Raw genomic sequence first — 14,081 nt, forward strand, 5'->3', positions numbered from 1 at the left:
GAAGTTGTTAGGTTGATGTCTAAGCTGCGAGCGCCGGATAGTCGGTATAGCCCTTCGCGCCGGGCGTGTAGAACGTGGTGGGGTCTGGTGCGTTCAAGGCCGCGTCCTGGCGCATGCGCTCGACCAGATCCGGGTTGGCGATGAAAGGCCTACCCATGGCTACCAGGTCCGCGCGGCCTTCGCCCAGCACATGTTGTGCGCTGGCTTTGTTCTGTCCGCCTGCGAGGATGAAGGGGCCGTCAAAAGCTGCCCTCAAATCGGTCTTCAGCTTCGCCGGGACAGGCGGGGCGCCCATGGCCGAATGGTCCAGAACGTGCACGTACATAAGGCCGAGTGCGGAGAGTTGCTTCACCAGCGACAGGTACTGTTCGTCCACGCCATCGAATGCGCCGGCTGCGTTGACCACGCCGTGGGGCGACAAGCGGATGCCCACGCGCTCAGCACCAATCTCCTTCACAGCAGCACGGGCGACCTCTAGCACCAGCCGGTTGCGTCCTTCGGCCGTGCCGCCGTAGCCATCGGTGCGGTGGTTGATGTTGGCGTTCAGGAATTGCTCGAGAAAGTAGCCGTTGGCTGCATGCAATTCGATGCCGTCAAAGCCGGCCTGGATGGCAAGGCGCGCGGACGTCGCGTATTCGCCGATCACGGCCTGGATGTCGGCCTCCGTCATGGCGCGCGGCGGCGTATGTGGCTGGCTGCCTTGCGTATCGGTCCACATCTCGCCAGGGCAGGTCTCGGGTGAGGGGCCAAGCACTTCGGCGCCGGCCGGCAGGTTGGCTTGGTGGGTCACGCGGCCCGTATGCATCAGCTGCACGACGATCTTGCCGCCCTTGGCGTGGACCGCGTCGGTCACTAGCTTCCAACCTTGCACCTGGGCGTCATTGAATAGGCCGGGGATACGGGCATAGCCCAAGCCGTTGGGTGACGGCGAGGTTCCTTCCGTGATGATGAGGCCCGCGCTTGCGCGCTGGGCATAGTAGGTGGCCATTAGGCTGGTGGGCGTGTTGTTGTCACCAGCGCGGCTGCGCGTGAGTGGCGACATCACAATGCGATTGCTGAGCCGGGTGGCACGCAGGGAAAAGGCGTCGAAAAGCATGGACTGTCCTGGGGAAAATAGAAAAGGGGTGAGAAAAGGAAGAGCAGTAACGTTCCGTTAGCGGGAATCAACCGATCTTGTAACGAGGGGCGGGCTTTCCTGCTTGGGTGCCAGCGAACAGTGCAGAGCGGGCTGCCTCGTACTTGTCCCACAGACTTGCATCGGCGACCGACGGCCACGTGATCGTTTCGCCTTGGTCCAGACCCGCGAGCGCCGCATCGACCATGTTTTCGGTCGTCATCAAGGTCTCCTTGTTGAGGGCCGCCAACGGGACGCCCGACAGGTCCCAGAGTTCGGTGGCTGTGGATGCGGGCAAGACCAATTGAACCTTCACCCCGGTTTCGGCCAGCTCTTGCTGCAGGCCTTTGCTGTATTGCATTACGTAGGCCTTGGTGCCGCTGTAGATGGCGCTGATCGGCAGCGCGTGGATGGACAGGGCGGAAGCGATGTTGATGATCAGGCCCTGGTTCCTCGCCACAAACGAGGGCACCGCAGCTTGCGTCAGGCGTGTCAGTGCTGTGATGTTGAGGGCAATCTGGGACTGCGCGTCGTCTGCAGACGTCTGGGCAGCAGGTGCTAGGCGCGCAATACCGGCGTTGTTCACCAGGACGCGCACATCCCCATTGGTGGCCAGAACCTTCTCGATCCGTGCCAAGTCCTGGTCTTGGGTCAGATCGGCCGAAATCGACTCGGCTTTGATACCGTGCGCCTTGGAGACTTGCGCGGCGAGGGCTTCCAGGCGGTCAGCGCGCCGGGCGACAAGGATAAGATCGTATCCACGCGCGGCAAGGCGATCCGCATAGACGGCACCGATGCCGGAAGAAGCCCCTGTGACAAGAGCGACTTTCTTAGAACTGGGATTTGTCATGATGGCTTTCCAATAAAATTGAGGGCTCAACCAAATAAGTTGAGGGCTCAAATGTATAGTTAATCGCCCGCCGATCGCAGATAGTGCTGCACTCAACCATTTTCGAAATATGGGTATTACCTCAAACCTTATTGATGCCGAAAACAGCTTGGATACGCCAGCCGCAGAGGAGCCGGACCTCTTGGGCGGACGGGTCTGCACGAACACGGCACTGCGCGTTGCGGCTCGCAGGCTTGGTCAGCTGTATGACGAGGCACTGGCGCCTTTGGGCCTGAAAGCCACCCAGCTCGCGCTCATCTCAGAAATAGATAAGCTCATGGGAGCCGATCAACAAGGACCGACGCTACAGGATTTGGCGACCCGGCTCGCTATCCAACTTTCCGCCCTGACCCATGCGCTCAGGCCGCTGGTGCGCGACGGCATTGTTGAGCTTCGTCAAGACGCCAAAGACCGGCGGACCAAGCACGGAGTGCTCACCCCGCTTGGCAAGACTCGGCTTTCAGAAGCCGTGGTGCGCTGGGCCGCAGCCAACGACCAAGTGGAGGCCGTTCTCGGCCCTGCCTCGGCAGCAAGCTTGAGAGCCCTGGCCGATCAAGTGGCTTCCGACGCGTTTCTGCTTGCCTTCAAGGCAGAGAGCCGACCTGCGGTCTTCTCTGATCATCGCTAAAAGCGAACCCAACAGCGCACAATCTCGTGCCGCAACCTGCCTGGCAGTGGTGTGGACCTGGTTTCGAAATACACCCCCGCTATGCAGGGACATCGGTCAGCCCAGATTGAGTTCAGTGAATTGGACAAGAACCTCAGCCTTTGGCTGCGAGCACTCCGCCAGTCCCTGAAAACACATCCCCTCGACAAAGTCACCACGGATCAACGGATCCCCATCTTGCGGGGCAGCCGATGCAGTTACGTTTCTGTATCTGGAGAAACTGCGATCTCAAATCCCGCTTCGCACCGGCAGAGCCAAGCGCGGCTTGCCGAGCACTTGCGTCGCAACCTTTGATGCGAACCGCCGCGACAAGAAGCGAACGCCGAAGGTGGATAACTGGTTGAACAGCCCGGGTACCAACGTGCGCCTGCCAGCCAACATGGCGTGGACGGTGGCGTGCGCCACGAACTCCGGGCTTTTCGTCGACGCGTTCGCGATCCACGAGTAGTCGCCCCCGCCGGACGCGGCGTGGAACGCGGTTTCGGTGCCGCCTGGGCAGATGCAGGTCACCGACAACGGCGTGCCACGGTGCTCGTCATGGAGGCCCTCGCTGAAGTTGCGCACGAACGCCTTCGACGCGGCATACAACGCCATGTTCGGCACGGATTGATACGCGCCGGTCGACGCGATGTTGACCATGTGCGAGGGTGCTGCGCTCGCTTTGTTCGCGTCAACGAAGCACCGCGCCAGCGCAGTGAGCGACGTCATGTTCAGTTGGATGAGTTCAGCGTCACGCGACCAGTCGACCTCGTCGAACCGGCGGAAGTAACCGAACCCGGCATTGTTGATCAGGATGTCGATGGGGCCACTTGCGGCGGCGGCATCCCACAGTGCACGCGCGGCATCGGGCTTGCCCAGATCTGCGGTAACGATCTCGACCTTCACGCCCTTGCAGGTCGCAGCGACCGCGTCGAGTGCGTCGCGGCGCCGTGCCGTCAACACCAGATCCACGCCAAGAGCCGCGAGCTCACGTGCGATGGCTGCGCCAATGCCGCTGGATGCGCCGGTCACCAGCGCACGCCGCCCAATGAGGTCCGTTTTGTATGTACTCAAATCGTTCTCCTGATCGTGTTCACCGAGCCAGAAACTCAAGTGCACTAGGCACGAAATCGGCATAAAACTGGAAGATGCCGCCATGGCCAGCGTCGGGATAGATGATCAAGGTGCTATTCGGAAGCCGCCGCGCTAGGTCATGGGTATTTGGCGTGGGGACCATCCGGTCGTTGTCACCATTGACTACCAGCACGGGCTGCTTGACGACAGACAGATCAGCAGGCGTTTTGGAACCCCAGACACGCAGGGCTTCCAATTGCGCGAAAAGCGCGCTCACGCTGATTTCCTTGTCGCGGTTCTCGGTACGCTCCTTCAGCCGCATCAGAAATGCTTTTCCTGCCTCGATACCACCAGGCGTACGCGTGAAGAACAAGAACTGCTTCGGATCCTGGCCCGTAAAGAAGCCCCGAAGCATGTCGTAGTAAGTCACCCCCGCCACTGAACGGATACCTTCACCGCCAGCAGGGCCGGTCCCCGCAAGAATCATCCTGCGCACAAGTTGTGGCTCCTTAAGCACGATCTCCTGGGCAATCATTCCACCCATCGAGAACCCCAAGAGATCAACTTGCTCAAACCCCTTCGCTTTGATGAAGGTGATGGCATCGTCGGCCATTTGCTCCATGGAATTCCATGGTGAGCCACTGGATGCCCCGATGCCACGGTTGTCGAAAGCGATCACATGGTGCTTCGCTGCAATGCCGTCCATGATTCGGGGGTCCCAGTTGTCTAACACGGCGGCCAGATGGACGAGAAACACCACGGGCGTTCCGCCGTTCTGCTTTCCCAATTCCCGGTACGCGAAGTTGACGTCGCCTGCCGTGATGGTTTGGGTCGGCACATTCTTCCAGGTGTCGCCCAATGTTTGCGTGGGCACAGTATCTGCTGCCCCTGCCACCGTTGATATGAGGGCGGCAGCCATGGCGAAACTGGCCATGACGGTCTTCATTGAATGTTGCATTGCTTTGGTCTTCATGGTCAAGCTCCGAGGATTGGGTAGTCGGTGTAGCCCTTGGGTCCGGGCGTATAAAGAGTCGCCGAATCGACGGTGTTCAGTTCCGCTTTGGCCTGCAGGCGCTTCACCAAGTCAGGGTTTGCGATAAATGGACGGGCAAAGGCGATGAGGTCTGCGTGGCCAGAAATCAACGCGCTCTGCGCATTGGTTCGATCAAAACCCCCAGCAAGAATGAACAGTCCCTTGAAAGCGACGCGAAGTCGGAACTTGAACTCGGCTGGTACCGATGGGGCGCCCTGGGCCGAATGGTCCAGTAAGTGAACATACAGGATGCCTAGGTGCGCGAGTTCTTCGGTCAGCGCCAAGTACTGTTCTTCGACCTCTGGGTACTCGCCTGTACTGTTGAACACACCGTAAGGCGACAAGCGTATGCCCACGCGATGGGCACCGATGGCTGCGACCGTGGCGCGAACGACTTCCAACACAAAGCGATTGCGGCCCTGAATGCTGCCACCGTATTCGTCGGTACGCTGGTTCACATTCGCGTTCAGATACTGCTCAATCAGATAACCATTTGCAGCGTGCACTTCAACACCATCAAATCCCGCGTCGATGGCAAGTTGGGCCGACTGGGCGTACTCCGCGACAGCAAGGGCAATGTCGTCGGCCGTCATGGCGCGTGGTGCGCTATGGGGCTGCATCCCCCGGGCGTCGGTATACATCTCGCCGGGGCAGGCCGTGGCGGTCGGCCCGATCACCTCTGTGCCTGCTGATAGGTTGGCTGCGTTGCTCACGCGCCCCGTGTGCATGAGCTGAACGAATATCTTGCCGCCTTTGGCGTGCACCGCGTCTGTGACAAGCTTCCATCCTGCAACGTGTGCTTCGTTAAAGAGACCCGGAATACGGGCGTAGCCCAAGCCGTTTGGTGACGGCGAGGTGCCCTCGGTGATGATCAAACCGGCGGTTGCACGCTGACCGTAGTACTCGGCCATCAGGGCATTGGGCGTATTGGCCTCTACCGCCCGGCTGCGCGTCATGGGTGCCATAACAACGCGGTTGCTGAGCTGCAGCGCAGGTGCAGAGAGTGGTGAAAATAACATGGCGGTCTTTCCGGACAGTGAGGATTAGTTGGCCTGAGGCAGGTAGACCGCGCGTGGCGCTGCCAGACCTTGCCGTACCTGCTGGGTCAGCGCATCGGCCAACACTTCGTCGGCGCCCGCCTCCAGCCCGTCGAGCGCGCGTTGGACGATGTCTTCGGCGCTGCTTTTCTGAACGTCGAAGCCCCGCGTGAGATCGGTGTCGACATAGGCCATGTGCAGGCCCAATACCTGCGTTTGCTGGCTCGCCAGCTCGTGGCGCAAAGCATTTGTCAGCGACCAAGCAGCCGATTTGCTGGCCGAATAGGCGGCCAGCTCGCCACCGTTGACCCACGATCCGACCGACAACACATTGAGCAAAGCGCCGCCACCATTCGCCTTGAGCACCGGCGCGAAAGCCTTGCTCATGCTCAGCACGCCAAAGAAGTTGGTCTCAAAGATACGGCGTGCGACGGCATCACTGTCTTGCGCCAGAAACCCTCCTGGCTGGGCGATGCCCGCGTTGTTGATCACCAATGTCACATCTGACGCAATTTGAACGGCAGCAGCAACCTCCTCGGGGTTGGTGACGTCGAGCTGCAGCGCTTCTACACCCGGCAGTGTTACGGTATTGGGGTTGCGCGCAGCAGCGTAGACCTTGCGCGCACCACGGGCGAGCAGGGCGCGTGCAAAAGACAGACCGATTCCACGGTTGGCGCCGGTGATAAGAACAACAGAATTTTCGATTTTCATGGGGAATTCCTAGAGTTAAACGGAGAGGACGTATGACGATCGTCATACAAAAGGACGTGCCACTGCATTGGCAACGGCGACGATTCAACGAACCTTGATCACCACCTTGCCTTTGGCACGTCCGCTTTCGACGTAAGCCAAAGCTTCGTTGGTGGATTCAAAAGGAAAGACTTTGTCGATGACCGGGCGTATGGCCCCCGACTCGATCAGCTGCGTGATTTGCTGCAGCTGACTTCCGCTGGCTTTCATGAACAGGAATGCGTAGCCGACGTTCAGCCGTTTCGCTTTTCTTCGGGTGCCAAAGCTCAGCACGCGGATGACCTGCTTCACGAACCATGGTGCATTGATGTCTTCTGCAAATGCGGGATCGGGAGGACCGGAAATGGAGATGAGTTGTCCACCGGCCTGGAGCACACGCAAGGACTTCTCCAGCGTCTTGCCGTCCTGGCTATTCAGCACCGCGTCGTAGCCGCTCAAGACCTCTTCAAAATCAGCTTTTTTGTAGTCGACCACAACATCTGCACCCAGGCTCTTCACCAAAGCCGCATTGCCTGTGCTGGCGGTAGTCGCCACGGTGGCACCCAGATGTTTGGCCAACTGGATGGCAAACGTTCCCACACCACCGGAACCCGCCTGGATAAAAACCTTCTGCCCTTTTTTTAGTTTGGCCTTTTCGACCAAGGCCTGCCACGCCGTCAAGCCCACCAGCGGAATGGAGGCTGCTTCTTCCATGCTGATGTTGCTGGGCTTAATCGCTACCGAATCCTCTTTGACAGCGACGAACTCCGCGAACGTGCCGATCCGGTAGTCATCGGGTCGGGAATAGACCTCGTCCCCAAGTTTGAACTGCCGCACACGCCGGCCAACCTTGACCACCGTCCCCGCCACGTCGTGGCCCAGAATAAGGGGCAGCTTATAGGGCAGGATGAGTTTGAACTCTCCGCTCCGGATCTTGGAGTCCAGCAGGTTCACGCCAGCGGCATGCACCTGGATCAGGACCTCGTCATCGCGCAGCTCCGGCGTCGGCATGTCTGCCAAGTGCAACGCGTTCTTTTTTCCATAACGATCAATGATGAATGCTTTCATGGCTTCTCCTCTTCAAAAAGTGGCAGGGTAAAACCCAACGGCTTGGGTTGCGACAGAATTTCGTATGATGTTCGTCATATTTTTAAGCAAAAAAATTAGTCGGTGGCTGTCGGCTGAGTCTGGCTCAGGCTCTTCAATGTCGCGCTGCACAGCGCGTCGGACAACGCGGAATCATTGACGGCGCGTGCCAGCGTCAGCGTGCCAACCATCGTGGCCACGGTCACCAGCGCACGCTCATGCGCACCGGGTTGTCCCCAGTCCGGAAACTGGCGGGCGACAAGATCAATCATCTCCTTGATGCGGCGGGTAGCGGCACTACGCACTTCGGGGGATTGGCGTGGCATCTCAGAACCCAGGGCAGAATTCGGGCAACCGGTTTCGATGCTATCCAGATGCTTCTTGGAGAGATAGACCTGAATCAAAGCCTGTAACGCCTGATCTGGTGGTACTGCGGCGACGACACTCGCCGCAAGGGCGTTGGATTCAGCACCAGCACGGTCCGCCGCCTCCGCCAGCATGGCTTCACGAGACGCGAAATGGGCATAGAAAGCGCCATGCGTCAGACCGGCTTCCTTCATGATGTCGGCAACACCCGTACCGTCATAGCCGCTGCGTCGGATGGCGCGTGCAGCGGCATCCACGATGCGTTCGTGGGACGCCTCTTTGGCTGCAGTTCGGATATTGGCTTGAATTTTTCGCATTACGTGCATCATACGATAAATAATTTCAAAGCACAACCCCCGCCGCAAACCGCAATGTCAACTACTCAACAATTAGGATATCGGGATCGGTCTCGACCCTCCTTCCTGTCTCTCCCACCGCCCTTACCCCGTTTCTTCATGACCGCCCTGTCTCTCACCCGTGAAAAGATCTACCGCACCGTGGCCCGCCAGCTGCATGGCCGGGTGCCCTGCTGGATCTGCGGCGAGCACGTGGCCCACGCCGACGCCACGCTGGAGCACATCGTGCCGCGCAGCGAGGGCGGCAGCAGCCATCTGGAGAACCTGGCCATCAGCCACGACTTCTGCAACAACCAGCGCCACATCCACGGCACCACGCCAGACAGCAAACGCCCGGCGGCTTGACACCGCGGTTTTTTTATTCTTTAATTTACCAATTGGTTAATTAAAGACATGTACGACGCCCTCAGCACCACCTTCGCCGCCCTGGCTGACCCGACCCGCCGGGCCATCCTGGCGCGCCTGGCCAGCGGCGAAAGCTCGGTCAGCGACCTGGCCAAGCCCTTTGCCATGAGCGCGCCCGCGGTGACCAAACACCTGAAAGTGCTGCAGCGCGCCGGCCTGATCAGCCAGGGCCGCCAGGCCCAGTGGCGGCCCTGCAAGCTTGAAGCCCAGCCCCTGCGCGAGGCCGCCGACTGGGTGGCCCAGTACCGCCAGCACTGGGAAGAGCGGCTGGACCGCCTGGACGACTATTTGCAAACCCTGCAGGCACAAAGCGCTTCAGCGGCAGCACCCGACACGCCCCTTTTGACGAACCACCCCACCACGGAGAAAAAGCCATGAGCCACGCCCCCTTCACCATTTCCCGCCTGCTCAAGGCACCCCGCCCGCTGGTGTGGGAGGTGTATACCTCGCCCGAGCACCTGCAGCACTGGCTGGGCCCCAAGGGCAGCACCGTGACGCACAGCGTGCTGGACTTCCGTGAGGGCGGCACCTACCACTACGCTATGAAGGTCGAGGGCGGCATGGAGCTGTGGGGCAAGTGGCTGCTCCGCGAATTACGGGCGCCCGAGAAGCTGGTGCTGATCCAGTGCTTCTCCGACCCGCAGGGCGGCGTCACGCGCAACCCGTGGGCAGCGGGCTGGCCCATGTACACCCACTCCACCACCACGCTGACCGAGCAGGACGGCGGCACGCTGATGACGCTGGTGTGGGCCCCGCACGAGGCCAGCGCGGAGGAAGAAGCCCTGTTTGCCGCCAGCCACGACAGCATGCGCCAAGGCTGGAGCGGCAATATCGATGTGCTGGAAGACTACCTGTCTTTGCTGCAAACGCCTTGACAGCCACGGCCCCCACCACCATGTCACTGACGCTGTACTACCACCCCCTGGCCTCCTATTGCCACAAGGTTTTGGTCGCCCTGTACGAACACGACATTGCGTTTGAACCACGCATCATCGACCTCGGTGCGGAGCAGGACCGCGCCGAGCTGGGCGCCCTGTGGCCCTTCTGCAAGTTCCCCCTGCTGCGTGACCACGAACGCCAGCGCACGGTGCCGGAGTCATCCATCATCATCGAGTACCTAAACCCTTTCGCGGCCCGGCCTCCGTTGATTCCCCAAGACGCCAACGACGCCCTGCAGGTGCGCCTGTGGGACCGCATTTTTGACAACTACGTGCACGAACCCATGCAGGACATCGTGCTGGACCACCTGCGCAGCGCCCAGGGCGACATGAGCGGGCGGCGGGCCACGATCCAGACCGCCTACGCCCTGATCGACACCCAGGTGGCCACGCGGCCCTGGGCTGCGGGCCACACCTTCAGCATGGCCGACTGCGCCGCAGCCCCCGCGCTCTTCTATGCCCACACGCTGGAGCCCATCCCCGAACCGCTGGTGCATCTGCGGGCTTATTTCGACAGACTGATAGACCGGCCCTCGGTGCAGCGCGTGCTGACAGAGGCCAAGCCCTATTTCCCCATGTACCCGTTCTACAGCGCCATTCCCGCACGGTTTCTGTAGTCCTCGCAATACCTTCCACCTCACCCAAGGAGCACCCCATGGCACGCGTCAGCACCTACGTCAACTTTGCCGGCAACACCGAGCAGGCCTTCGAGTTTTACCGCGCGGTGTTTGGCGGCGAATTCAGTGGCCCCGTGCACCGCTTCAAGGACGTGCCACCCGCGCCCGACCAGCCACCCATGCCGGCCGACACGGCCAACATGGTCATGCACATCGAGCTGGTGCTGTTGGGTGGCCATGTACTCATGGGCACGGACGCCCCCGAGTCCATGGGTTTCAAGCTGGTGCAGGGCAGCAACGTGCACATCAACCTGGAGCCCGACACGCGCGCAGAGGCCGAGCGTTTGTTCAATGGCCTCTCAGCAGGCGGCAAAGTGGAGATGCCGTTGCAGGACATGTTCTGGGGCGCCTACTACGGCAGCTTCAAAGACCAATTTGGCCTGAACTGGATGGTCAACTGCAACGCGAAAGCCTGAGCCCATGCGCATCGAAGCTCCCAACGAAATCCTGATCCAGCGTGTGGTGAAGGCGCCGCGCACGCTGGTGTGGGCCGCCATGACGGACCCCACGCAGGTGGTGAAGTGGTGGGGGCCGACGGGGTTCTCCACCCACATCGAGGAAATGGATGTGCGCGTGGGCGGCCACTGGAAACACACCATGGTCGGCCCGGACGGCACGCGCTACCCGAACAAGAGCATCTTCCAGGATATCGCGCCGCCTGAGCGCATTGTCTACAAGATGGGTGGCGGCAAGGAGCACGGCAAGGGAGCCAACTTTGTGGCCACCTGGACCTTTGACGAGGTGCCTGGTGGCACGCAGGTCACCATCAGCATGCTGTTCCCTAGCGTGGAGGACCGCAACTTTGTGGTGGCCGAGTACGGCGCCATCGAAGGTGGCAAGCAGACCCTGACGCGCCTGGACGCGCACCTGGCCGGCCTGTAAACGCTACTCGTGTCGGAAGTTAGCCAACAGCATGGTGGAAATGTGGGGAGCAAACCCGCTTGGACAGACCACCCCCTTTGGCCCGTGCGAATAACCAGAATGACAGACCAAAAATTCTGAATTTCCAGATTGCTGGGCCTAGAGTCGCCAATAAAAACAACAACTTACAAGCGTTTTGCTCCTGGCACACCGCGTGCTAAATGATGCCGCTGGCAATACCAGCCACATTATTTAGGAGACAACATGTTGACAAGAAATCTGGTTCAAGCCCTGGCCATATCGGTGGTGTTTGCCACCACAGCCCAGGCCCAGGACGTGGTTCGCCTGGGCAATCTCAAATTCGCCCATTACGGAGCCATTTCCTACATCAAGGAGATCGCACCCAAGTGCGGTATCAAGGTAGAAGAACATGTGTTCGCCAAAGGCCCCGACGTCATGCAGGCGATTCTGGCCGGTGAACTGGACGTGGGCGCCACCGCCTCCGAAGGGGCCATATCTGGGCGCGCCAACGGTGCACCGATTTACGTAGTGGCCGGCTTTGCCAAGGGTGGCGCCCGCCTGGTCGCACGACCTGACGCCAACATCAAATCGGTCAAGGACCTGAAGGGCAAGCGCGTGGGCGTGACCCGCGGCGGCATCCACGAGGTGTTGCTTGCCGCCGAGCTGGGCCAAAACGGACTGACCATGTCTGACCAGCCGGGCAAGGACGTGCAAGTGGTGTATCTGGCCTTTGCCGACCTGAACCAGGCGCTCTTGGGCAAAAACCTGGACGCCATCATGCAGAGCGAGCCGCAGTCTTCACAGGCCATCAACAAGGGCTTTGGCGTGGAGGTCATGAAGCCGTATGACACGCCGATTGGCGAGCCAGTTCGCACGCTGGTCATGACCGAGAGCTTTTACACGGCGCACCGCCCAGTCGCCGAAAAATTCATGCGCTGCTTTGTGGAGGCCACCAAAGGCTTTATCGAAACCAAGGGACTTGCCGAGAAATATGTGCGAGAAACTATTTTCAAGGGTCAGATCACGCAGGACGACTTTCAAGATGCGATCGCCAACTCGCCCTATTCCTATGACATAAGTGCAGCGCACATTCAGACCACCACCGACACCATGGCCAAGTACGGCGTGGGCAAGATGGTCAAGCCACCGGTGGCGACCGACTGGGTACGCACCGACTTGCTCGACCAGGCCAAGAAAAGTTTGGCCATCAAGTAAGGGGCTCAGACATGAACAAATTGAATTGGCGCGCCATCGCGTTGGGACTCGTCGTGCCCGTTGCCGTGATTGCCCTGTGGCAACTGGTCTGCGTGCTGGGCTGGGTCAGCCCCTTGAAGTTGCCATCGCCGCTGGCGGTGGCCCAGCGCTGGGTGCAATACGCTTCGCCAGTCGACGCCTACGCGCCTGAGGCTGGCAGCTGGTGGAGCTGGGCCGTGTCCGGTGAGTTGGTGCGGGATGCCATAGGTAGCATGTACCGGGTGTTCATCGGTTTTCTGATCGGGGGGGGCCTGGCCCTGCCACTCGGTATTCTGATGGGCGCCAACCAACGCATTTACGACAAGCTCTACATCCTGGTGCAGGTGTTGCGCCCCATTCCACCCAGCGCCTACACGCCGCTGGCCATGCTGTGGTTTGGCCTGGGCAATCCACCCGCCGTCTTCATGATCGCGATTGCGGCCTTCTTCCCGGTGCTGATCAACACCATTGTCGGGGTGCGCCAGGTTGACAGCATCTACCTGCGGGCTGCGCGCAACCTGGGCGCCACCCAGAGCACGCTGTTCCTGCGCGTCATGCTGCCTGCAGCCACACCTTACATCCTGGCCGGTGTGCGCATTGCGATCGGTGCGGCTTTCATGATCGTGATCGTCTCCGAACTGATTGCGGTGCCCGATGGCCTGGGCTTTCGCATCAACGAGGCCCGCGAATATTCGTGGACCGACAAGGTCATGGCTGGCATGTTCACCATTGGCCTGATCGGCTTGGCATTGGACATCGGCATGAACGAACTCAACAACCATTTGCTGCGCTGGCACCGTGGCCTGGAGAGCTGAAATGAACCCAACCCATATTCAAGTCAAGGCCGTCAACAAAATCTTCAAAACCGGTGGGAAAGAGGTGGTCGCCCTGCGCGACATCAACCTCGACATTCCCGGAGGACAGTTCGTGTGCCTGCTCGGGCCGTCGGGTTGCGGCAAGTCGACGCTGCTCAACGCGGTGGCCGGTTTCGCGTTGCCCAGCTCGGGCACCATCACGGTGAACGCGACCGAAGTCAACGGCCCAGGTCCAGACCGTGGCATGGTGTTTCAGGAATATGCGCTGTTCCCGTGGATGACGGTTGAGAAAAACATAGGCTTCGGCCTACAGATCAAAGGCATGGAAAAGGCCGAAATCCAGAAACACGTGGATGACCTGCTGGGCATGCTGGGGTTGACCGATTTTCGCAACCGCTTCCCCAAGGATCTGTCAGGCGGCATGCGCCAGCGCGTCGCCATTGCCCGCGTGCTGGCGCTGGACTCACCCACCATGCTGATGGACGAACCCTTTGGTGCGCTGGACGCATTGACCCGGCGTAACCTGCAGGACGAGCTGCTGCGCATCTGGGCCGAGTTGAAGAAGACCATCATCTTCGTGACCCACAGTATCGAGGAGGCAATTTACCTGGCCGACCGCATCGTCGTGATGACCTACCGCCCCGGCACCGTGAAGCGGGACATTCTGGTGGACCTGCCGCGCCTGCGCGACCCGTCATCGGCGGCCTTCAATGCGCTCAAGCGCGAGCTGGGCCAACTGGTGATGGAAGAGCAACAGCGCCACCATAACGACGAGTTGAAAATGGCAGCAGTAGACTAAGG

At 60.3% G+C, this 14,081-nt stretch carries 18 protein-coding genes; 10 read left to right on the forward strand and 8 right to left on the reverse strand.

Annotation, left to right across the window (positions count from 1 at the left end; translation table 11 throughout):
• Positions 1 to 19: 19 nt before the first annotated feature.
• Entirely contained in the window at positions 20 to 1,096 is a 1,077-nt protein-coding gene (locus AC097R_RS19620; RefSeq protein ID WP_479599911.1) for an alkene reductase, read from the reverse strand.
• Between the two features lie 67 nt (positions 1,097 to 1,163).
• Positions 1,164 to 1,964, reverse strand: coding sequence for an SDR family NAD(P)-dependent oxidoreductase (locus tag AC097R_RS19625; protein WP_479599912.1), 801 nt, complete (start codon positions 1,962 to 1,964; stop codon positions 1,164 to 1,166).
• A gap of 109 nt (positions 1,965 to 2,073) precedes the next feature.
• On the opposite strand from AC097R_RS19625, the gene AC097R_RS19630 reads away from it, so the two are divergent.
• A complete protein-coding gene (locus AC097R_RS19630) occupies positions 2,074 to 2,631 on the forward strand; it encodes a MarR family winged helix-turn-helix transcriptional regulator (protein WP_479599913.1) in 558 nt (185 codons plus the stop codon).
• A gap of 267 nt (positions 2,632 to 2,898) precedes the next feature.
• Here the strand turns inward: AC097R_RS19630 and AC097R_RS19635 are convergent, their stop codons facing one another.
• From AC097R_RS19635 to AC097R_RS19660, 6 genes are all read right to left on the reverse strand, one after another.
• Positions 2,899 to 3,723: an SDR family NAD(P)-dependent oxidoreductase gene (locus tag AC097R_RS19635; protein WP_479599914.1), complete on the reverse strand. Its 825-nt coding sequence runs from the start codon at positions 3,721 to 3,723 to the stop codon at positions 2,899 to 2,901.
• Positions 3,724 to 3,742: 19 nt separating this feature from the next.
• The gene (locus tag AC097R_RS19640; RefSeq protein WP_479599915.1) at positions 3,743 to 4,696 is read right to left on the reverse strand and encodes an alpha/beta fold hydrolase; all 954 of its coding nucleotides are present in this window, start codon (positions 4,694 to 4,696) and stop codon (positions 3,743 to 3,745) included.
• A gap of 2 nt (positions 4,697 to 4,698) precedes the next feature.
• Positions 4,699 to 5,775 (reverse strand): alkene reductase, encoded by a 1,077-nt coding sequence (locus tag AC097R_RS19645; protein WP_479599916.1) that lies wholly within the window; start codon positions 5,773 to 5,775, stop codon positions 4,699 to 4,701.
• A gap of 24 nt (positions 5,776 to 5,799) precedes the next feature.
• Positions 5,800 to 6,504 carry an SDR family oxidoreductase gene (locus tag AC097R_RS19650; protein WP_479599917.1) on the reverse strand — a complete coding sequence of 235 codons (705 nt, stop codon included), beginning with the start codon at positions 6,502 to 6,504 and terminating at the stop codon, positions 5,800 to 5,802.
• 84 nt (positions 6,505 to 6,588) lie between these two features.
• A complete protein-coding gene (locus AC097R_RS19655; protein ID WP_479599918.1) occupies positions 6,589 to 7,590 on the reverse strand; it encodes an NADP-dependent oxidoreductase in 1,002 nt (333 codons plus the stop codon).
• 95 nt (positions 7,591 to 7,685) lie between these two features.
• Positions 7,686 to 8,303, reverse strand: a complete 618-nt coding sequence (locus tag AC097R_RS19660) for a TetR/AcrR family transcriptional regulator (protein WP_479599919.1) — start codon at positions 8,301 to 8,303, stop codon at positions 7,686 to 7,688.
• Positions 8,304 to 8,429: 126 nt separating this feature from the next.
• On the opposite strand from AC097R_RS19660, the gene AC097R_RS19665 reads away from it, so the two are divergent.
• The 9 genes from AC097R_RS19665 to AC097R_RS19705 all read left to right on the forward strand — a co-directional run bounded on the left by AC097R_RS19665 (position 8,430) and on the right by AC097R_RS19705 (position 14,079).
• Positions 8,430 to 8,675, forward strand: a complete 246-nt coding sequence (locus tag AC097R_RS19665) for an HNH endonuclease (protein ID WP_479599920.1) — start codon at positions 8,430 to 8,432, stop codon at positions 8,673 to 8,675.
• Positions 8,676 to 8,723: 48 nt separating this feature from the next.
• On the forward strand, positions 8,724 to 9,113 hold the full coding sequence (locus tag AC097R_RS19670) for an ArsR/SmtB family transcription factor (protein WP_479599921.1): 390 nt from the start codon (positions 8,724 to 8,726) through the stop codon (positions 9,111 to 9,113).
• A complete protein-coding gene (locus AC097R_RS19675) occupies positions 9,110 to 9,610 on the forward strand; it encodes an SRPBCC family protein (protein WP_479599922.1) in 501 nt (166 codons plus the stop codon). The genes AC097R_RS19670 and AC097R_RS19675 overlap by 4 nt, the downstream gene beginning before the upstream one ends.
• A complete protein-coding gene (locus AC097R_RS19680; protein ID WP_479599923.1) occupies positions 9,607 to 10,290 on the forward strand; it encodes a glutathione S-transferase family protein in 684 nt (227 codons plus the stop codon). Before AC097R_RS19675 ends, AC097R_RS19680 begins: the two co-directional genes overlap by 4 nt.
• A gap of 38 nt (positions 10,291 to 10,328) precedes the next feature.
• Positions 10,329 to 10,766 carry a VOC family protein gene (locus AC097R_RS19685; RefSeq protein WP_479599924.1) on the forward strand — a complete coding sequence of 146 codons (438 nt, stop codon included), beginning with the start codon at positions 10,329 to 10,331 and terminating at the stop codon, positions 10,764 to 10,766.
• A gap of 4 nt (positions 10,767 to 10,770) precedes the next feature.
• The gene (locus AC097R_RS19690) at positions 10,771 to 11,232 is read left to right on the forward strand and encodes an SRPBCC family protein (RefSeq protein WP_479599925.1); all 462 of its coding nucleotides are present in this window, start codon (positions 10,771 to 10,773) and stop codon (positions 11,230 to 11,232) included.
• A gap of 243 nt (positions 11,233 to 11,475) precedes the next feature.
• A complete protein-coding gene (locus AC097R_RS19695; protein WP_479599926.1) occupies positions 11,476 to 12,447 on the forward strand; it encodes an ABC transporter substrate-binding protein in 972 nt (323 codons plus the stop codon).
• Between the two features lie 11 nt (positions 12,448 to 12,458).
• Complete coding sequence (locus tag AC097R_RS19700) at positions 12,459 to 13,280, forward strand: ABC transporter permease (protein WP_479599927.1); 822 nt, start codon at positions 12,459 to 12,461, stop codon at positions 13,278 to 13,280.
• 1 nt (position 13,281) lies between these two features.
• Positions 13,282 to 14,079: an ABC transporter ATP-binding protein gene (locus AC097R_RS19705; protein ID WP_479599928.1), complete on the forward strand. Its 798-nt coding sequence runs from the start codon at positions 13,282 to 13,284 to the stop codon at positions 14,077 to 14,079.
• Positions 14,080 to 14,081: the final 2 nt, after the last annotated feature.

It is taken from the genome of Rhodoferax sp. ZS1R25 (assembly GCF_056521335.1).